The following is a 20,630-nucleotide window of genomic DNA, read 5'->3' as shown; positions in this document are numbered from 1 at the left end:
TTATCAAATATGGATGGCCTGGTTGTTTACCGCCAGGCAAGCCTCTTTCAATGTCTCGTAAAAGGTAGGGTGCCCATGGGACATCCGGGCGATATCCTCAGCAGAGGCACGGTAGCTCATCGCGGCGACGGCCTCCCCGATGATGTCGCTGACCCGGGGGCCGATCATATGGATACCCAGGATTTCATCCGTTTTAGCATCGGCTAGTACTTTAATCTGGCCATCCAAATCGTCATTCATCCGGGCGCGGGCATTGGCCCGGAACGGGAATACCCCGGTCCGGTAGGCGCGCCCGTTAGCCTTCAACTGTTCTTCTGTATAGCCCACGGTGGCTACTTCCGGCCAGGTGTACACGATACCAGGGATAAGCAGGTAATCCAGGTGCGGCTTCTGGCCGGCCAGGCGTTCGGCCACATAGACGCCCTCCTCTGAGGCCTTGTGTGCCAGCATCGCCCCTTTCACCACATCGCCGATGGCATAGATGCCCGGCACATTCGTTTCCAGGTATTCATTTACCTCGATGCGCCCCCCTTTGTCGGTTGTGATGCCAACGTTTTCCAGTCCCAGTCCCTCCGTGTAGGGTTTTCGGCCCACGGCCATCAGGCAATAATCCCCCTCCAGGTTCAGGGTATTGCCCGCGGTATCCTCCGCCGTGACGGTTACCCCAGTTTCGGTGCTTTGGGCGCCGGTTACCTTGTGGCTGAGGTAGAAGTCCATCCCCAGCTTTTGTAGTGACTTTTTCAGTTCCTTACCCATGGTCAGGTCCATGCTGGGGATGATGGCATCGGTATATTCCAGCACACTGACTGTGGAGCCAACGCGCGCATACACTGACCCCAGCTCCATGCCAATGACCCCGCCTCCGATTACCAGCAGGTGCCGGGGGATTTCCGGTAAAGTCAGTGCCTCTGTGGAGGAGATAATCCTTTTCTTATCGATGGTGATACCAGGCAAGGAGCTGGGCTTGGAGCCCGTCGCCAGAACAATGTGCTTAGATTCAATTACTGAAGGAGGCCCTTCCGCTCCCTGAATGCTCACCGTCCGGGGTGTCAGCAAGGTTGCTTTGCCGCGTAAGACCTCTACCTTGTTCTTTTTCATCAGGTAGTCTACCCCCGCCACTGTTTTCTGGACCACGTCCGCTTTGTGGGCGAGCATCTGGGGGAAATCCAGTTGCAGGTTCTCCAGTCGGATGCCATGGTTTTTGAATTTGTGCTGGGCATTGTGAAAATGCTCGGAGCTATCCAATACAGCTTTGGAGGGGATGCACCCTACATTCAGGCAAGTGCCGCCCAAGGTGTCATATTTCTCTATGATAACTGTCTTGAAACCTAGTTGGGCGCAACGTATGGCTGCGACGTAGCCGCCCGGGCCAGAACCTATGATTGCAACATCGTACATAAGCAATTGAATTTAGAGGTTAATAGATTTTTGAAAACCACAGCGCGCGGATTAATCAAAGCGGTATAAAGCGCAAACATGAGTAGTTGCACTGCCATTTTGAAACTTGCAGAGCCGTGCAACAAATTTTAAAGAGGTTAAATAACCTACATGGTTGTCCCTTGTCACCAGTCGTAGACCTGAATAAGCCTAAACCTTCCTATACTTTCATGCGCTGAATCCGCACTGCATTTAAGATGGCCAACAGGGCGACGCCCACATCGGCGATAACAGCCTCCCACAGGGTGGCCACACCCCCAGCACCCAATGCCAGCACGATTACCTTGACAGTCATCGCCAAAATGATGTTCTGCCAGACGATGCTGCGGGTTATCTTCCCCACCTTGATGGCGGACACGATCTTAGACGGTTGGTCGTTCTGGATCACCACATCAGCGGTCTCTATGGTGGCGTCGCTGCCCAGGCCCCCCATGGCGATCCCGGCATCAGCCAGGGCCACCACCGGAGCGTCATTCACACCGTCACCCACAAAGGCGATGTGCCTGCCCTGGTCCTTCAACGCCTGCACCTTGGCCACTTTGTCCTCCGGGAGGAGGTTCCCGAACGCGGTGTCAATGCCCAGTTTTTTGGCCACTTCATCGACCACCGTCTGTTTGTCACCGGAGAGCATCACGGTCTGGATGTTCAAGGCGTGCATATCCCTGATAGCCTGGGCCGCATCCTCCTTTATCTCGTCTGCAATGGTGATATACCCGGCGTACAGCCCGTTCACCGCCACCACCACTATGGTGTTGACGATGCCCTCGATCTCCGCAGGGTAGGGTATGTTGAATTTCTTAAGGAGTTTGGTGTTGCCCGCCAGCACCTGCTTCCCATCAATCGTGCCTTTGAGCCCGTGGCCCGATATCTCCTCTACCTGCTCTATTCTGGAAGCCTGGGTGGCCTGGGCCCCGGCGAATTCCGCAATGGCCTTGGCGATCGGGTGGGTGGATTGCGTCTCGATGGCGGCGGTCAGGCTGATAAGCTCTTTTTCCTCCAGGCCATGGGCCACCACCTGCTGCACTTTGAAGACGCCGTGCGTCAAAGTGCCGGTCTTGTCCATCACCACCGCATTTACCCTGGTCATCACATCCAAGAAGTTTGATCCCTTGAAAAGGATCCCGTTCCGGGAAGCCAGCCCGATCCCACCGAAATAACCCAGGGGAATGGACACCACCAGCGCACAAGGGCAGCTTATCACCAGGAAAACCAGCGCGCGGTAAAACCAGACATTGAAGTCATAGTCGTCCATTATGAAATAGGGCACCGCGCATACGGCCAAGGCCAGAAAGAAGACGATGGGCGTGTAGACTTTAGCGAAACGGGAGATGAAGAGCTGGGTCTGCGACTTTCTGGCCGTCGCATCCTGCACCATTTCCAAAATCCTGCTCAGCTTGCTGTCCCGAAACAAGGAGGTGACCTGGACCTCGGCCACGGTATTGAGGTTGATCATCCCGGCGTACACTTTCTCTCCCTTCGCCTTTGTGTCGGGTTTGCTCTCCCCGGTCAGGGCGGCGGTGTTGAAGGATGCCTTCTCTGAGAGCAGCTCGCCGTCCAGGGCCACTTTCTCCCCGGATTTCATCTGGATGGTCTCCCCAATCTGTACTTCCTTTGGGTCCACTACCATAGCTGTTCCGCCCCTGATGACAGAGACCTCATCGGGGCGTATATCCAGCAACGCCTTTATGCTGCGCTTCGCGCGGTTGACGGCCGCGTCCTGGAACCACTCCCCTATGGAGTAGAAGACCATGACGGCCACACCCTCGCTGTAGGAGCCGATGGCGAAGGCACCGAGCGTGGCGACGCTCATCAGGAAGAACTCATTGAAGAAGTCGAGGCGCATGGCCTTGCGGAAGGCGAGGTCCAGCACTTTATAGCCAGCAAGCAGGTAGGCAGCGCCGTAAATGGCAAGGCCCAGTGGAGCGGGTGGGACGTAGCCGAAGCCATACTCCAAAGTGAGCATGACCACTAGGACTGCCAGGGACAGTAGAAGCGCCCAGTGGCTTTTCCACCCTGAGGACTCCCCGGCTCCATGGTCATGGCCGTCATGGTCACCGTTCTTCTCCACGTCGGCGTGGTTGACCGCATGCGGGTCTTTGTCTTCGTCCATCATCTTCTGGGCCGTTAGGAATGCTGTATTATAAGTTGGTTTGCGCTCTTCGCCGCCGTGAGATTCCTGTATCATATAAGTGGAATTAAAGATTGACTATTCATAAAAAAAGGTGGCCAGTCCCAAGACGATCAGCACGCCACCCATGATGGCGTGCCCGTGCCTCTCCAGCACCACTCCTCTGAAGCGGCCGATGCCCCGGTACCCCAAAGCGACAAGCCCCAGCATTAACGGCAGCGTCACAAAAACGAAAACCGTCGCCACCAGCAGGATTCCCTGCCACCCATGGGTGGCGGCTGTCAGGAAATAGGAACTTATCTCCAAACAGGGCGAGAAAAACAGGGCCACCGTCATGGTGGTGAACCAGCTCCGGACGGAAGGCGCCTTCCTGAGCGAGGATAGGTCCTTGGGAGCCTTGTCTGGGTGGGAGTAGGCGGTACCCAGTACAAACATGCCCATTACGACCAAGGCCAAGGGGGTAGCGTTACGGGCAAAGGAGGTAAACTCCTCAGACAGCCTGATACCCAGGTACCCGATCAGCCCGCCCAATAGGAGCGTGCCTCCAATGTGGGCGAGGCCCGCCAACAGGGTGGCCCGCAGCGTGGTGGCTAGTGGCCAGCCCTCTGAGCGCCCAATAGCCACCAAAGCCATCCAGTGGCTGGGGATCAGGGCATGGATCAGGCTGATCAGGAAACTATCCAGCAGGACATGCAGCATGGCGATTGACTAAAACTGAAAATTCTCCCTAAATCGTTTAATGGCCACCGCTCTCGCCTTTGTTGCCCTGCGCCGCGACATAGTAGGCGCCTTTGGTGACGAGTTGAGAGCCAGCCGGTATAGGGTTCAAAAGCTTTACCTCCGTGTATCCGGCATCCATGGCGCCCGTCTGAACCCCGATCTTGGTAAAGACCCAGTCCGGGGCGAGTTCCCCCTCATGTTCTTCTTCTGAGCTTTCAGCCTTAGGCTCAGGAGAGTGGGTGGCACGCGTAGCGGCGAACACGAATTTCAGCTCTCCTTCTGTTATGATGGCCTCATCCGGGAGCGCCGGCACGGTCGCCTCAGAGGTAAGGATACGGCCGCTCACGAACATGCCGGGAAGCAGGGTCGCCTCCTGGTTGTCGTTGATCTGGGCGTGTACCACCACCGTCTTGGTATCGTTCTCAAAGGATTTCCCCACCGAGAAGATGGTGGCCTCATATGTCTTGGAAGGGTTGGAGGTCAGGGAGAAGAGAACCTTCTGGCCGTTCTTGACCTGGGCGATGTCCTTCTCAAAGACCTGAAGGTCAATCTGGATGTGGTGGTTGTCCACTACCTGGAAAAGCTCCTTGGCTGGCTCAACCAAGGCGCCGATGTTTACCTTTATCTGATGTACATAGCCGTGCATGGGTGAAACCACCGATACCGAACGGATCAGGGAGCCTACCCTGATGCGGCTGGCGGATATGCCAATTTGGCCCAAGCGGCTGGCCAAAGAGGAAACCTCCGCCTGACGCGCCCTGTACTCGGCCTCGGCCAACTGGTACTTTTTGGCCGCAATCACATTCTCCTTCAATAATTCCCGTTGGCGCTCATAATCGATCTTGGCATAGTTAAGGGCGCTTTGGGCTTTCAGGTACTCCTCCTGGAGCTGGATGATGCTGGGGTGTTCGATGCTGACCAACCGTTGTCCCTTTTTCACGAACTGCCCCTGGGTGACGAAGATCTCCCGCACGATTCCCTCCGTCAGGCTGGAAATGGTGGCTTTGTTCTGAGGGGGGAGGTCCAGCATCCCGTTAGCCTGTATTCCGCTTTTAAGGGGCCGGTTCTCAATGCCTCCCAATTTTATCCCCACCGCATCCATTTGGGCCTGGGTCAGCCCGATGGACTCTTCTTCCCCGGCTTCACCCTCGGCATGGGTTTCATCGGTTTTTTCTTCGGCCTTCGGCCCATCCTGGCAAGAACTAAATGCTAGGATCACGCCAAACAGAAGGGGGAAAACACTTGATTTTATATGTTTCATCATCTTAATTGCTCTTTAAATAAAACTCTAATTGAATAACGGACTGGTTGAACTGGGACAGAACGTCAAGGTACTGCAACCGGATACGATGGGCCTGGTTTATGTTTTGGATGTACTCGGTGTACTCAGTTTCCCCTAGCCTGAAGCCCTTGCTGGCATATTCAATAATCAAGTTTGCCTGCGGCAATGCCTTGTCCTCATAGTACCGCAGGGCCTGCCTGCTCCTTTCGTAATCCTGGGTGAACCGCAACAGCTCTGTCTGCAAGGCCAGCCGCCGACTCTCGTACTGAGCGGTGGCTACCTGCTCCGCAAGGGAGGCGGCCCTCACCCGGGCGCGTTGGGCCCTGGAGAAGATGGGAATGCCTACCCCGAGTTCCACGGACTGGAATCGCCTGCCGGCCCCAAAGTACTCTTCCTCCCCAGAGACATTCTGGAAACCTTGGATGGTCTGGCTCCTCAGCCCAACCGAGAGCTCGGGCAGGAGCCGGCTTCTTTCCACTTGGGTCTGGGCCTGGCTGACCGCCATCTGGTTCCTGAAAATGGCAACCTCTGGATGGCTACTGAGCCAGGAGGTGTCTGCAGGCAAGATCAGCTCCCCTGACCGTGGCTCTGGCTGGAAGCTGACCGTGTCGGGGATGAAGAGCGAGCGAAGCAGGCGCTGCTGGACGGCAGTAACCTCTGAGCGGGTGGATTCCAAGGCGGTTCGGGCCTCCATGGCCTGGGCCTCGGCCGCGATCTTCTCCAGGTAGTTGGTCTCCCCCGCTTTGAAGCGGAAACCGGCGGCGCGCTCAAATTCCTGAGCCAGACTGTCTTGGATGCTCAGCATTTTGAACCTCTGGGAAAGGATAATCCATTCATTGTAGGCAAGCTTCACATCCCGGACCACGGTCCGCCTAGTCAGCAGCAGTTGCTGCTCCATGCCGCCGACCTGCTGTAAGGCCAGCCGAGCCTGGCTCCGGTACACGCCCGGCAAAGAGAAGCCTTGGGACAAAGTCAGTGCGTTGTCATTGGCCGCACTGTTTATTTGCCCGTACTCCCCCGTCAGAACCGTCTTTGGCAGATCGAAGCTTGCCCGGCGCAGCGCCTGCTGTTGCTCCACGGCCAGGGTGCCGGCGCGAACAGCAGGGCTGTTCTTCAGGGCCAGGTCTATTGCTTGGTTAAGAGTGACAGTGCCACTCACAGGATTAGGGCTAGTCTGGGCGCTCACCGGCAGGGCCAAACCGAAAACAACCAGAACAAGCACCAGAAAGCCAACTATTCCTCCCTGGCTACTGTCACCTTCCGTCTTTTTCATTTTTTCCACATAACTGTACATGATAGGAAGAAGGAAAAGGGTGAGCAGCGTGGAAGTGATAAGGCCCCCGATCACCACCGTGGCCAGCGGTTTCTGCACCTCTGCCCCGGCCGAGCCGGAAAGCGCCATGGGAAGGAAGCCTAGTGAGGCCACCGCCGCTGTCATGATCACCGGGCGCAGCCGGACCTTAGTGCCTTCCATGATTCGAGTGTACGGATCTTTCCATCCTTCCTTTTTCAATTGGTTGAAATACCCTATCAGAACGATTCCGTTCAATACCGCCACGCCGAAGAGGGCGATGAACCCGATACCGGCGGAGATACTAAAGGGCATGCCCCGCAACAGCAAGGCGAACACACCGCCGATGGCCGCCAAGGGAATGGCCGTGAAGATGAGCAGGCTCTGCTTGAAGGAACCGAAGGTGAGAAAGAGCAGCAGCAGGATAATCGCCAGGGAAAGTGGCACGGCCACCGAGAGTCGGGCCTTGGCGGCCTGCAGGTTCTCAAACTGTCCGCCATAGGTGACGTAGTAGCCCACCGGCAATTTGAATTTGGCTTCCAGGGTCTCCTGTATTTCCTTTACCAGGTTCTCCACGTCACGCTCCCGGGCATTGATGCCTATGGTGATACGACGCTTGGTGTCATCCCGCGATATCTGGCTGGGTCCTTCCTCCAACGTCACCTGAGCCACCTGTCGAAGGGGTACCTGGGTACCGTTTGGTAGGGCAATCAGCAAGTCTTCCACGTTTGAGAGCGTCTGACGGTTGGTCTGCGCCAGACGAACCACGAGATCAAATCGTCTCTCCCCCTCATAAATGACCCCGGCCTCCCCACCAGCGAACCCAGTGCGCAAGGCTCGGTTCACATCCTCTACGCTAAGTCCCATCTGTGCCATCTGGGCACGGTTGTATTTCACAAGCACTTGGGGCAAACCGGTGGTCTGCTCTACTTTCAAATCCCCCACCCCTGCAATAGGGCGGATAAGGTTGGCTGCCTCCTCGGCTTTCTGGGCCAATACATCCAAGTCCTCACCGTAGATCTTCACCGCGATGTCCTGTTTCACCCCGGTCATCAGCTCGTTGCTTCTCAATTGGATAGGCTGGGAGAACTCGGCGTTCAAGCCCGGAATGACCGACAGCGCCTGCTCCATTTTCTCCATGAGCTCCTCCCTGGTGTCGGCGGACTCCCATTCGTCCCGGTCCTTCAGGATAACGGTCATGTCGGCGGCCTCGATGGGCATGGGGTCGGTGGGTATTTCCGAAGCACCGATCTTGCTGATCACCTCCTTTACCTCCGGGAACTGCTTGAGCAGTATCCTTTCCGCCTGGGAGAAGGTCTTGACGCTCTGGGTCAGCGAGGAGCCTGGGCTAATGGAGGATTCGATGGCGAAGTCGCCCTCGTCCAGGGTTGGGATGAATTCTCCGCCCATGCGGCTAAAAAGGAAAAGGGTGAATAGAAACAAACCAAGCGTCAATGCCAACAGCACAACCCTTATTTTCAACGCCTTCTGTAAAAGTCTCCCATAGGAAGCTTCCAATCGGGCCATTACTTTGTCTGCGAAATTGGGCTTGTGCTTGGTCTTCTTACTCAGGAACAAAGCCGAGGCCATAGGCACGTAGGTCAGGGAAAGGATCAGGGCGCCCAGGATGGCAAACCCCACGGTCTGGGCCATAGGGCGGAACATCTTGCCCTCGATTCCCACCAGCGCCAGTATGGGCAGGTAGACGATGAGGATAATGATTTCCCCAAAGGCGGCCGATTGGCGGATCTTGACGGTGGCATCCAGGACGGTGTCATCCATCTGCCGTTGGTTCAGCCGGTCTATTCCCTCAAACTGTTTGTTTACTGATATCCGGTGCACTATACTCTCCACGATGATTACCGCGCCGTCCACGATCAACCCGAAGTCAATAGCCCCCAGGCTCATCAGGTTTCCGGACACGCCGAAGAGCTGCATCATGGAGATGGCGAAAAGCATGGCTAGGGGGATGACCGAAGCCACCACCAGGCCGGCGCGCAGGTTGCCCAACAAGAGCACCAGCACGAAAACCACGATAAGCCCCCCTTCTATGAGGTTTTTGCTGACGGTGCCGATGGCTCGGTCCACCAGTCGTGTTCGGTCCAGGAACGGCTCCAGCAGCACCCCAGGCGGTAGGGTCTTCTGAATTCCCTCGATCTTCGCCTTCACGTTTTCTATTACCTGCGCGGAGTTTTCACCCTTGAGCATCATGACGATGCCTCCTACCACCTCTCCCTCCCCGTTTCGGGTCAAGGCGCCGTAGCGCACAGAACTTCCTTCTTCCACGGTGGCGACGTCCCGTATCAAAAGAGGCAGGCCTGCTGTATTCTTCACAACGGTCTGCTCAATATCCTCAAAACTCGTCAGAAGGCCGATACCCCGGATAAAGTAGGCATTAGGGCCCTTTTCAATGAAGGCCCCCCCGGTGTTCTCATTATTCCTCTCCAGCGCATCAAAGATGTCGGAGATCGTCACATCGAATGCCCGAAGCCTTTCCGGGTCCACGGAAACCTGGTACTGTTTAACCATCCCGCCGAAGCTGCTGACCTCGGCCACCCCGGGCGTGCCGGCCAACTGCCGTTTCACGATCCAGTCCTGGATCGTCCTTAGTTCCGTGGGTGAGTATTCCTTAGGCGAGTCGGGGGTGGTATGCAGCACATACTGGTAAATCTCGCCTAGGCCGGTTGAGACAGGGCCCATCTCAGGGGATGCCAACCCCACTGGAAGTTGTTCCTGGGCACTCCTGAGCTTCTCGCCCACGATCTGGCGGGCGAGGTAGACGTCCACGTCATCCTCAAAGACCACGGTGACCACGGAAAGGCCGAAGCGGGAGATGGATCGGACCTCCACCAGGTCCGGCACGTTGGCCATCTCAATCTCTATGGGGGAAGTGATGAACTGCTCGACTTCCTGCGCCGCCAGGGTGGGGGAAGTCGTGATGATCTGTACTTGGTTGTTGGTGATGTCCGGAACGGCATCGATGGGAAGCCGGCTCAGGGAGAAAAGCCCCCAGACCACCAGGGCAAGGGTGAATAGCCCGATAATCAGCTTGTTCCGGATGGAAAAAGCTATCAGATTGTCAATCATGAAACTATGGTTTAAGCCAAAAAATAGACAGCCTGGGGGACCCATAGGAATCCAGGCAAAATGGCTAAGAGAAGGAGTCTACCCAATCCCAGCGGTCAATAAATAAGGCTTAAACTTTGGGGGGTTGCCAGATGGAGGCATGGACGGCCAAGTGACGTTCCCGGTAGAAGGCAAGAAGGGGCGTCCGATTAAAGAAAGCTTTCGCCTCAATTTGAAGTGAAGCTGAGGTTGGCTGTGAGAAACCTGCGCAGCAGCTGCAGATGCAGAGCGGCGTGCACATATCCCTGGCCTCTTGGTGGTTCTCGGTGACAGGGGAAGGGGTCACAGAAGTGCCTGGTGTCGTTTCGGCATAACCATAGACGTCGCTGCAGGGCATACAAGCCATGAAGGTCATGAAAACAGCGAGGATAAGGTTAAACCACTTCATCAGGGCAAAAATACGGGATGCTAACTCAAATACAAAGAATCCGGTGGGATGATTCTTAACCGAAACATTTCCTTATACCGGGTTTGCTTCCAAAACGTTGTTACAATGATTGCTTGGTCATTCCTTCTTGGTGGATTCCCTGCTGACGTCCATCTTAGGAAAGCTGAGGTGATATCGGAATATAAGGGATAAAGATACCTGTTATCTAGCGTCCGCATGGCCTAGGATCAGATGAATTCCTAGCATGTTCCTGATTCCCCTAGGTAAAGAGCTTTATTTGGCGTGGGAGGAGTAAAAATGCCAGATGCGTAGACAGGCAACGGTCAAAAGCAAAGCTGCCAGAATAAAGTAGAAGATTATTAGCACGATCTTTGGCCTGGAATTTTTAGTTCTTTTGTTTTTCGTCATTGTTGTAGAATATCTTATATTCCTATTATAGTCAATTTAAACATCGGAAATTCGATCTTAAGTTAGCATTACAGGAGAAAATGTAGCTAGGAAAGATCGCCCTTTTTACCAACCTGTTTAGTGAAGGAGGGCCTATCTTATATATTAACCAACCTTTTCTTCTTTCTTTTGCGTTCTCCGTGACGAATAGGTAAATTTAGTGGGGAAGCTGGCCTTTTTAAAACCCAAGCTACTACCATTGGGGAAAACCAGCCAAATCGTTTGATTGTTACTTCAGTTACAATTGTTTGAAACTAGGTGGAACTGATAATGCTTAGCCGGGTAACCCGAGGGATCCGTATAAGCATTATCATTTATGGCCTTTTACGGAAGTACCACCAAACCAGCAGTTCCAAAGGCAAAGTTGGCAGAATGCCAGGCTCTTGCTCTTGCACCCCGCAACATGTTAGTCAAAAAACTCATCAAGAGTTTCTCTGTTTTACCATTAGTATGGCTGTTTTCCTTGGCTAGCTATGGACAGAGCAATGTGAACCTTAAATTTTTTGGCGTCAGCCTTCATCCCAAAGGAGAGATTAATGCACCATTGATGCCTTTGAATCCAGACAAAAAAGGGTATTTGGTGTTCAATTTGGGTGGGGCGCTAGGCTATGAACATTTCCTCAGACGGGACAAGTTCTCCGTCAAAGCTATCCAGGCGTTGTATGCTGATTGCGCACTGCAGGTGGGGGGCTTTTCCCATGTGGGGGTTCGATGGGTCGTCTTCAAAAAAGGCCGGCATTCCCTCAACGGGGGGATAGGTCCTACCCTGGTGTTTCGGCGCAACTGGTATCGTTTGAAAGGATACCAGTATTCCGGTTTTTTCAGGGGGGACAAGAACGACCGGTGGCAGTACAGGCTTATTCCCCTGGCGGGAGAATTGGAGTATAATCTGATGGTCAGTGAGAGGTATGAACTGTCTACAGGCCTTATCCCTGGATACCCAAGCCTGATAAGTATTTCGTTCGGGCTCCGGCGGTGGATTAATCCCTAGCCCAAGAGAATATGCTTAAAGGCGGGGCAACAGGAATACCGCGCTCATGGGCGCGGCGCGGCAAACCGCTTATTCCCAATGAAGGACTGATCCGTCAGGGATTGCAGGAAAGCGAGCAGCTGCCTTTTCTCCGCCTGGGAAAGTTGGATGCCCGGGGTTGGCCCATCCAAGGCAGGGTCCAGAGTGGCGGACCGCCTTACCCCGGTATCATAATGCTCCAACACCTGCTGCAACGTCCCAAAACGGCCGTCATGCATATAGGGGGAGGTAAGGGCCACGTTGCGTAGGCTCGGGACTTTGAACCGGCCGACGTCCGTCGGAGACTCGGTAACCAGATGCCTGCCGGTATCCTGGGGAGTGTCAGCGTCCAGCCCGTTGTTCCGAAAGGAATGGTCGGTGAACAGGCCCGGTTGGTGGCAGGTGCCGCACTTTCCCTTGAAAACCACCAGGCCTTTTTTCTGCTCCGGCGTAAGGGCCTCGGCTTTCCCATTCTGGAACTGGTCATAAGGGGAGCCGGCAGACACCAACTCCCCCATGAACTGGGCCAAGGCCCTGAACAGCTGCTGGCTGTTCACCGTGTCCCGGTGCTGGAAGGCCTTCCTGAAAGCCTGGACATATTCCGGGTCGCGGTTCAGTTTCCTGATCACGCTGGAGAGGTTCTCCCCCATCTCCAAAGGATTGGTGATGGGGGCAAGGGGCACCAACTCCAGGTGGTTTCCCCCACCGTCCCAGAAAAAGGCTCGGCTCCAGCGCAGGTTGGCCAGCGCAGGAGTGTTCCTGGACCCTTCCTTTCCCCCCACGCCCTGAGTCACGGGGCTCCCCGGGTCGGCGAAGGCGGCCTCCTGCCGGTGGCAGCTCCCGCAGGAAACGGAGCCGTCCTTTGAGAGAATAGGGTCGTAGAAGAGGGCCCGCCCCAGCTCGAACCCCTCCTCTGTCACCGGGTTGTTCCGGTAGCTATAGATAGGCTCCGGAAAACCGGCCGGGAATGACGGGCTTTCCGCGGGGGTAATATCCTGCTCAGAGCCGCACGCGGCTATCCCTAAGGCAGCGCACAGGAGCACATATCTACGGCCCAGACGAAAGCTACTCAACGACATCCCGCTTATTCCCGCATGTGACCAACGGTGAACATCCGGGTGTAGTTGTCAGCCACTTTCACCGAGTTCGCGCCTCCCATGGTTGAGCTCAGTTCCGAGAACCGGATCGTGTTCACCCCTTGGAATAATCGTAGCACGTCCGCTGACAGGGAGACCCGTGGTGTTCTGGAGGCTTCCACCCGCAGTTTCTGACCCGCCAGGAAAGGGAGGGATACTGTCCGGAGGGAATTGTGCGGGGCCTGGAAGCCCCCTGTGTGGAAGACCAGGCCTCCGTTTTTGGACTGAGGGGACGTGCCCTCCAGCTTGAGGAACACGTACCCGGTGTTCCAGGACCAGAACATACCGTTGGCTGGGTCCAGGGCCCCAGTCTGCGCGCCGGCCACGTTCCGGGCACTGTCCACCCCGATGGTGAAGGAGAGGCCGCTGTAGTCCCCTGGGGGGACGTCCTTCACCGATACCAGCTTGGAGGAAGGGATGCTTTCGTCCACTAGGTAATAACTCTCCGGCTGGTGGTACTCAGTGCCGTCTGCTTTTCTGAAAACGAGGTTACTGATGTAATACTGGAATTTGGAGACCCTGAATCCGTCCCCGTTGGCGTTGGTGTACTCCAGGTCCTCCAGAGAAAGCGGGAAGTTGCCTACTACATGGTCAAATACCAAAGTGACTTCCCCGGATTGGGGCACCGCCTCCGGATCTTCGCTGCAGGAAAAAGACAGCATTAACGTCAAGATAATGGATAAGAGAGCAGCCTGTCTTGGCATAAGGGACTTCATGATAAATTTAAAGGGAAAATAAGAAATATAAAGTCTTCACAAGTTGACTCAAGTGGGTTGCATACCCATGAAATCTTTATTGGCTATCTTCCGATTTACAAACAGTATCCAGTCAAAAAAGGGGAAGCATGGTCGTTGGAATAGACACATATTCTGAGAAGACGCTGGTGGAGATTAGCGGTCCAAGGAGTAAGCTTTATCATGCGCAGTAACTTGGCCCCTTTATTCTCCACAAGTGCCGTGCATGTCTTATTTCAATTATCCAGGGTTCACTTTCTTCTCAGAGAAACGCTTCTCTTGGATGAAAGTGCTGTCCGTAAGGGTATGGAGGAACCTTATTATTTTCCCTTTCTCCTCCGCGGTTAAACCCAAGGAACGGCCATCATAATCATTGGAGGCTTCCATAATAAGGGGATCCAGATTAGGGCTGCCACTCCGGATATGCTCGTTGTAATGGTCCAATACTTCCTCCAGGGTCTTGAAACGCCCATCATGCATGTAGGGGGCCGTAAGGGCGATGTTGCGCAGGGTCGGGGCTTTGAATTTGCCTTGGTCTGTCGTCTTGCCGGTCACCAAGCCCCTGCCCAAGTCGGTAAAGGAAAGGTCCAGTCCGTTGTTATGGAACTGCTGCAAGGTGGTGAGGTCACTGCCATGGCAATCCCCGCAGTTGCCACCCCGTATCCTCCCATCGGGGTTCGGGTGGGTCAGAAACAAGACGTAACCCTCCAGCGCTTCGGCTGGAAGGCCCTTCTTCCCTTCCCGGTATAGGTCAAAGGGCGAGTTGGAGGAAACTAAAATACGTTGGAATTGCCCCAGGGCTTTGAAAACCAGGTCAGCCGTGATAGTGGAGGTGCCGAACGCTTTCCTGAACATGGGGGGGTAGGCGGGGATACTCTGCAGCTCCCTGACGGCCTCCCCCATGTCTTGGTTCATCTCCAAAGGGTTCTCAATCGGAAAACGGGCCTGCTCCTCCAAGGAAGCGAAGGCGCCGTCCCAGTTGAAGGACCGGTTATAGGCCAGGTTCGCCAGCGACATGGCATTGCGGTGGGAGATTTCCCCCCCAACGCCCACGCTCAGAGACTTTCCATCGGTGAACGCGCGCTTCTGCTGGTGGCAACTTCCGCAGGACAGGGTATTGTCCCCCGAGAGTCTTTTCTCATAGAAAAGCGCCCGGCCGAGGCCAACACCTTCCTGGGTCAGCTTGTTCTGATCCGGTATGCTGGGGGAGCCGAAACGGCTCGGGAACGTCAGGTCGTAGACAACATCTTCGACGGGCTCCTGTGTTTCCGGGATGGGGAGCTCGTCACTATCCCGGCAAGCGGTGAAGCTTGAAAAGATAGTGAGCCAGAAGCACAGCATTGCCTTTTTATCCATCAGATTATGTGTGACACTTAATAAATAACTGAGGATATTTAATAAAAATTATGCCCTTTTACAAAAAAGCTGTTTTAGAGTTTCCAAAAAGAGTTCATCCCGCATGTAGCGGATAGTTTTCACTTCTGATTTTGGTCTTATTTTCAAAAAAGAGGCAGAAGACAGAAATATTGACAAACAAATACTTTAAACAGTGGACTGTGCTCAGCATTTTAAAAACCTTTAATCAGCTTTAAGATCTTAGTTAAGAAATTAGAGAGAAAAATGCCTAACGAAAAAGAGATGTCATTCTAAATAGTAGATTGAGTCAATCGTTGAGAATCGAACCATTGTGCAGCAACAAACGAAAGGTAACCCATGGTTTATATCAGTTCAAGGTGTACCTAAGTAAGTCAGGACGGTTTTTCCTTTTCTTGTAGTCATCCAAGTTCAGTGAAAATGCGAATCCGGGCACACCGTAAATATAAGTGGGTGACGCAACAATAGACGGTTTCCTTCCCCAGCGGTTACGGTGCGACAGGTAGGCCAGATGGGAAGAGAGCATGCCTATGCCGGCACCTACGAAGACGTCTGATTGCCAGTGTTTATTGTTCAGCATCCGGAAAACCCCTACGCTGGTTGCAATAGTGTATGCCCCGACACCGTACCAGGGGCTTTTGTGCTTGAGCTCCGTATTGAGGATAGATGCCGCAAGGAATGCCTGGGCCGCATGGCCAGAGGGCATGGATTCCCGGTTCTCCCCATTGGGACGCTCCTGGTCGGTAACCTGCTTCAATCCATAGACAGTGACGGCGAAAATGGCCTCCGCCTTCAGAATCACGATGCCAGTGTTCAGAAAGTCATTTTTTGATTTGACGTTCAACAGGTTGGCCAAGGCAAGCTCCACATAGGGCGCAATAAGCAAGGGGTTGTCTATTGTGGTTTTAAAATTGGGGAAATGCCTTTGGATATCCCGTTTGGCGTCATAACTGCTGTAGAGGCCGTTGTCCTTGACCGTGCTCAGCCCGTACCCAATCAGAAGGGCCGGAATGATAGTCGCTTTGAAAGCCTTGGACTTGAAAAAGGGTGCCTTGGCGGAAGGGGCCGAAACTGAATCCTGATATTTCTTCAGCGTGTCTGCCGCCACCGTCTCTTGGGATACTTTGAGAGAGTCAATTTCTTGTGCTTTCAGCTCAGGGCTGATAGCCCCAATAGAAATAGACAACACAAACCATAGGCGTAAAATTTTTTTCATAAGCGATGGTAAAGTGAGAATGGAATCAATCACTTTACCACAAGCTGTTCAAAAGGTTGCGTCATAACTTTCCCTTGTTTAGCCACTCAACCTTTAATACAAGCGAAGCTGAATATTTGCAATGCCAAAATCAAGAAAAGAAAGACGAGCCAACCTTTCATTATTAACAGCTTAATGACGCTTCATCGATTTTACTGGTAGTAAGGGAAACGGATTTAAGGGTTGGATCTTATCTTTCAAAAAACATTAGCTGGGGTAAGCAAATTTATTATAAGACATAGCCAATGGAAGGCTAATCAGATTACAGCTTAACTAAAATAGTTGTCCCTAAATAGCCAGTGCCTCCATTCCGCACCACATGCCATCCCATTTTTTCCAAATTTTCTTGGATATAACGGTTTAGCAACCCATGTGCCACAAGGGCGACATTAGTCTTTTCTTCTGACGCATCGGCTAGAGTTCTAGCCGCCGCCTTTGCCCGTTTGCGGGCTTCAGCGAAACTTTCCGCGCCTTGCCGGTCTATGCCTAGTACCCACTTTACACGTGCGGCGGAGGTCCATAGATTAATCGGTAATCTTATATTGGGGCTATGGTGACCCATGGATGATTCAAATTCCCTGAAGATTGGGGATATTATCGTCTCACGGTTTATTCCAAAGATATACTGAGCGGTAGCTTTTGCCCTGTTGATAGAACTGGAGAAAACTTTAAGCTGATTAGGGTTCTGAATGTTGAAAAAGGAAGTATCAGGCACTATTATCCCTACGCTATCATAATCGGCGGCAAACTGGTTTGCCTCACGGTATGAAAATTTACCCACTTTCCGCAGATCCGGTTCTCCATGGCGAATAAGGGCAATCTGTCGTACCTTACTGCCGACAGGAAGTGCTAGATCCTCCTCATTGAAGAAGGAGATGCGTTGCGCAACAGGTTTTCCATTGGCGGTCACGTAAGAGGCATTCCTGCTTAATTCCGTAAGCCTTGCCTCGATGCTTTGGATTGTCTGATGAAGTAGCTTTGTGCCTTCCGCTTGCACCGACAATAGGGTTATAAGAACTAAGGTGGGTACTAAAAACAATCTTTTAAGCATAAGGTCTACTAGATTATTGTATATAAGTATAACCTCAGGCGGAAGGAGGTAGTTCCCGTTGTCCCTTTGACTCTGTATCTATTGGTCAATTACCTGATCAATAATCAGCTAATCATAGAATGTATTGTACTGCCCTCACCTAAACTGGTATGTAGTGTAGTAGCGGATGCTAAAGTTAGTAATATTAAAAAAGGCTTTTCCCAGAATTCACTTTCATAATACTGGAATTTATTGGAGGGCTTATTTCAGGCAGCGTTGCCATTCTTTCTGACTCCATTCGTGATTTTTCCGATAGCATTTCCTTAGGTTGATATTCCCAATAGAATCGAGACAAGGCAGCAATTCAGATATATGTACGGATATAGGCATTCCCCTCCTTAGGGTTATAATCAATATGGTCATATTGTTGTCAGGCTCCATTTATTATAGATCCTGTTCTGGGGATTGTTGCTACCCGCATCATCTTGGTTGTTGCCATGAAAATGAAAGAGCTTAAGGGACTCTGAAACTATCTCTGCATTGTGTACTTGAGAAAGTAAATACAGCACTTTTTAACAACTTATACTTTACATTAAGAGTGTTCATCCAATATGAAATATAATACATTGAAAAAACTTATTGATATATCTCCTATTTCAATAGGCTTGCTATGACAGCTTTTTGTTTATATAGGCAGAAATACAATGTGATATATGAATGTTTTTACAGGATTGAATAAGTAACTACCATGAATTTCTGCTGGTCTGTCCTTACTTTCTAGGCATATACAGTATTAAGCAAACCCCAAATAGGGCTATTAATGCGCCAATAATATCATAGCGGTCTGGCTTAAAGCCGTCCACTTTCCAAGCCCATACCAAGGCCATCACTATGAAAACGCCGCCATAGGCAGCATACACCCTCCCGAAGCTGGCTGTCTGCCAGGTAGCCACTACCCCGTACATAGCCAGAATAATACTACCCAGTATGCCATACCACAAGGGTTTCTCTTCCTTCAGCCAAAGCCAAACCAGATAACCCCCACCGATTTTACAAAGCCCGGCTAGGAAAAAAATACATAGTGATTTGATTATTTCCATAGTGGGTGAAGGTAGTCATTTCGAATATTTCTTTTGATTACTAGATTTGAATTCATAGCCTTCAAATCTAGTAATCAGAAGAAAGAGGTTGTTTTATCGTACTTTCGGTTTAAAAACATTTCGCTGATGAATATTGATTTAATCAACCAAATTAAGCGGTTGGCCATCATCGCCCTTGCTTCTGACGATGAACTCATCGAGAACATTGTTCTGAAAGGTGGCAATGCCATTGATATTGTTTACCATGATAGCAGTTCAATCTCCAGAACTTCCTATGACCTGGACTTCTCCATAGATCATGGTGATTTTAAAGAGGATGAGGGAATCATCAGCAAGCGGATAGAAAGCACCTTGGTGAAGACCTTCGCGGAAAATGGAATGGTTGTTTTTGATTATACTTTCCTCCCCAGGCCCAAAGTCGTGAAGGAAGCAGTGGCGGATTTTTGGGGAGGTTACCAAGTTACGTTCAAGGTGCTTGACCAAAAAACCTACGATACCCATCAGGGGAATTTAGAGCACCAGCGTCGAATCGCTGTTCCGTTAAGCGCAGGGCGCTCCACTACTTTTGAGTTGGAGTTCAGCAAGTTCGAGTATGTCGCAAAAAAGGCTCAGACGAAGGTGGACGGTTATACAATTTATGTCTACACACCGGAAATGATTGTTTTTGAGAAGTTACGGGCCATTTGCCAGCAATTACCGCAGTACTCTGAAATTATTAAATCGCGTACCGCCCGCGCCAGGGCACGTGACTTCTATGATATTCACCTGATTATGGAATCGCATGGCATTGATGCGACCACCGAGGAAAATAAAGAACTGATTGCGAATATTTTCGAGGCTAAGCGTGTGCCTCTTTCTTTTATACAGGAGATAACCAATCACAAAGCCATCCATAAAGATAACTGGGAAAGCGTGAAAGATACGGTGGCCCGTTCGGAAGAGTTGGAGAGCTTCGATTTCTACTTTGACTACGTGGTCAGCACGTTCCAAGGGATTACATTCCCTTAGGGAAATATAGCTGCCAGTCTTCCGAGAAATCCTTTTCCTCCATATCATAGGTGAGATAGAATCGGAACTCTTTCTTCCGGCTGCGCAGCTCGTCCAGTTTTCTGCCGGTATAGCCTGCCCGTTCCAGGTAGAACCCAACAGCTTGGTGATAAGGGTAGATAAAATCGAGGTTGTCTAACGTTGCCACCAGTTTATTCAGGGAAATACTGGCTAGGGCGTACTGGTAAGCTTCTAATACCGAATACACCCCGCCAGCATAGCTTGGTCGCACCGTAATATCAATCAGAGTTCGCTCCAGGCTGGTTACTGGTATGTTTTCTATCAAATGAACCCCGGTTCTGCCCGTGTACATGCCATTAAGAATAAGAAAGGAGTAATCACCATACATGGCTTCGGTAACTGCTTTCCGCTGTGGCTTGGAGAAAGCCGCATCAATGCCCTCTTGTTTCAGTTGGCGGTTACCGTCCGGTTTCTTGCTTTGCTCAAAGGTGATATAAATGGTTTTGGGTACCTGCGTAGTCAGGCTATTCAGAAACATGGCGCTGTAATGGGACAGGTAAGATTTGTTAATCAAAGACACCGCTATCTCCAGCTCATTGGCATCCTGGGTGATATACCGCTCCTTCTTGTTGATGTAGCCGTCAAACAGGATTTCAATCTTGGTGAGGATTCCCCTTTTCTGCAGCTGCTCAATAAACCTGAGGTCTGTGGTGGTAACCGGCAGGTTCCAAGCAGCTTTCCTTTCCTCGAAAATCCCACTAAGTTGCTGGCGGGAGAAGACTTTGCGGGGATTCTGTTTGAAGAAAGACTTGATACTACTTTCAGCAATAACAAAGCGGGACTTACTTGGCATGGCTGCGTTGAAGGTATGTCAGACGGAAAGTATATATACTTTCCGTAAAGTTAATCCTTTAGAAGGATAAATGCAACAGCAATCTTTTAACGTTGAAAGGAAAGAAGAGAGAGTTGAAAATGACAAGGAGTATATAAAGTATATATACTTTATATACGCAAAGTTAAACGTTTTGTTTGAGATAAGCAAGTGAAAAATATGAGATATAGACCAAAACGAATGGACAGCTAGAGGAGTATGAAACAAATTAGTTCCACATGCGTAAAGTATATATACTTTACGCAAATTTAAATCCCTTCTTATTTAAAGTCA

The 20,630-nt window shown here is 51.8% G+C and carries 15 protein-coding genes; 2 read left to right on the top strand and 13 right to left on the bottom strand.

Translation table 11 applies throughout. The features are described from left to right. Window positions 1–3: 3 nt before the first annotated feature. The 6 genes from lpdA to H7U12_RS22930 form a co-directional block, all read right to left on the bottom strand. Window positions 4–1,398: a dihydrolipoyl dehydrogenase gene (lpdA, locus tag H7U12_RS01610; protein ID WP_186631831.1), complete on the bottom strand. Its 1,395-nt coding sequence runs from the start codon at window positions 1,396–1,398 to the stop codon at window positions 4–6. A 199-nt stretch (window positions 1,399–1,597) separates the two neighbouring features. After that, window positions 1,598–3,622, bottom strand: coding sequence for a heavy metal translocating P-type ATPase (locus H7U12_RS01605; protein WP_225986853.1), 2,025 nt, complete (start codon window positions 3,620–3,622; stop codon window positions 1,598–1,600). 21 nt (window positions 3,623–3,643) lie between these two features. Then, window positions 3,644–4,264: a hypothetical protein gene (locus H7U12_RS01600; protein ID WP_186631828.1), complete on the bottom strand. Its 621-nt coding sequence runs from the start codon at window positions 4,262–4,264 to the stop codon at window positions 3,644–3,646. A 37-nt stretch (window positions 4,265–4,301) separates the two neighbouring features. Further along, entirely contained in the window at window positions 4,302–5,549 is a 1,248-nt protein-coding gene (locus H7U12_RS01595) for an efflux RND transporter periplasmic adaptor subunit (RefSeq protein WP_186631825.1), read from the bottom strand. A 1-nt stretch (window position 5,550) separates the two neighbouring features. Continuing rightward, window positions 5,551–9,945, bottom strand: a complete 4,395-nt coding sequence (locus H7U12_RS01590) for a CusA/CzcA family heavy metal efflux RND transporter (protein WP_186631822.1) — start codon at window positions 9,943–9,945, stop codon at window positions 5,551–5,553. A 109-nt stretch (window positions 9,946–10,054) separates the two neighbouring features. Then, entirely contained in the window at window positions 10,055–10,372 is a 318-nt protein-coding gene (locus tag H7U12_RS22930) for a DUF6660 family protein (protein WP_369426491.1), read from the bottom strand. A gap of 763 nt (window positions 10,373–11,135) precedes the next feature. On the opposite strand from H7U12_RS22930, the gene H7U12_RS01585 reads away from it, so the two are divergent. Beyond that, on the top strand, window positions 11,136–11,810 hold the full coding sequence (locus H7U12_RS01585; RefSeq protein ID WP_186631819.1) for a hypothetical protein: 675 nt from the start codon (window positions 11,136–11,138) through the stop codon (window positions 11,808–11,810). Window positions 11,811–11,854: 44 nt separating this feature from the next. On the opposite strand, the gene H7U12_RS01580 is transcribed toward H7U12_RS01585, so the two are convergent. The 6 genes from H7U12_RS01580 to H7U12_RS01555 form a co-directional block, all read right to left on the bottom strand. Next, complete coding sequence (locus H7U12_RS01580; protein ID WP_186631816.1) at window positions 11,855–12,901, bottom strand: cytochrome-c peroxidase; 1,047 nt, start codon at window positions 12,899–12,901, stop codon at window positions 11,855–11,857. 11 nt (window positions 12,902–12,912) lie between these two features. After that, window positions 12,913–13,680, bottom strand: coding sequence for an MbnP family protein (locus H7U12_RS01575; protein ID WP_192823917.1), 768 nt, complete (start codon window positions 13,678–13,680; stop codon window positions 12,913–12,915). Between the two features lie 258 nt (window positions 13,681–13,938). Then, window positions 13,939–15,054, bottom strand: a complete 1,116-nt coding sequence (locus H7U12_RS01570; RefSeq protein ID WP_186631808.1) for a cytochrome-c peroxidase — start codon at window positions 15,052–15,054, stop codon at window positions 13,939–13,941. Between the two features lie 367 nt (window positions 15,055–15,421). Then, window positions 15,422–16,288: a phosphatase PAP2 family protein gene (locus H7U12_RS01565; protein WP_186631805.1), complete on the bottom strand. Its 867-nt coding sequence runs from the start codon at window positions 16,286–16,288 to the stop codon at window positions 15,422–15,424. A gap of 301 nt (window positions 16,289–16,589) precedes the next feature. Then, window positions 16,590–17,378, bottom strand: coding sequence for a histidine phosphatase family protein (locus H7U12_RS01560; RefSeq protein WP_186631803.1), 789 nt, complete (start codon window positions 17,376–17,378; stop codon window positions 16,590–16,592). A gap of 749 nt (window positions 17,379–18,127) precedes the next feature. Then, on the bottom strand, window positions 18,128–18,457 hold the full coding sequence (locus H7U12_RS01555; RefSeq protein WP_186631799.1) for a YnfA family protein: 330 nt from the start codon (window positions 18,455–18,457) through the stop codon (window positions 18,128–18,130). A 126-nt stretch (window positions 18,458–18,583) separates the two neighbouring features. Between H7U12_RS01555 and H7U12_RS01550 the strand changes: the two genes are divergently transcribed. After that, entirely contained in the window at window positions 18,584–19,465 is an 882-nt protein-coding gene (locus H7U12_RS01550; protein ID WP_186631796.1) for a nucleotidyl transferase AbiEii/AbiGii toxin family protein, read from the top strand. On the opposite strand, the gene H7U12_RS01545 is transcribed toward H7U12_RS01550, so the two are convergent. Continuing rightward, window positions 19,452–20,318 carry a type IV toxin-antitoxin system AbiEi family antitoxin domain-containing protein gene (locus tag H7U12_RS01545; RefSeq protein WP_186631793.1) on the bottom strand — a complete coding sequence of 289 codons (867 nt, stop codon included), beginning with the start codon at window positions 20,316–20,318 and terminating at the stop codon, window positions 19,452–19,454. The two genes, H7U12_RS01550 and H7U12_RS01545, sit on opposite strands and share 14 nt — an antisense overlap. Window positions 20,319–20,630: the final 312 nt, after the last annotated feature.

It is taken from the genome of Rufibacter sediminis (assembly GCF_014269285.1).
Taxonomy (GTDB): domain Bacteria; phylum Bacteroidota; class Bacteroidia; order Cytophagales; family Hymenobacteraceae; genus Nibribacter; species Nibribacter sediminis.
This window is presented reverse-complemented; position numbering and strand designations above follow the sequence as displayed.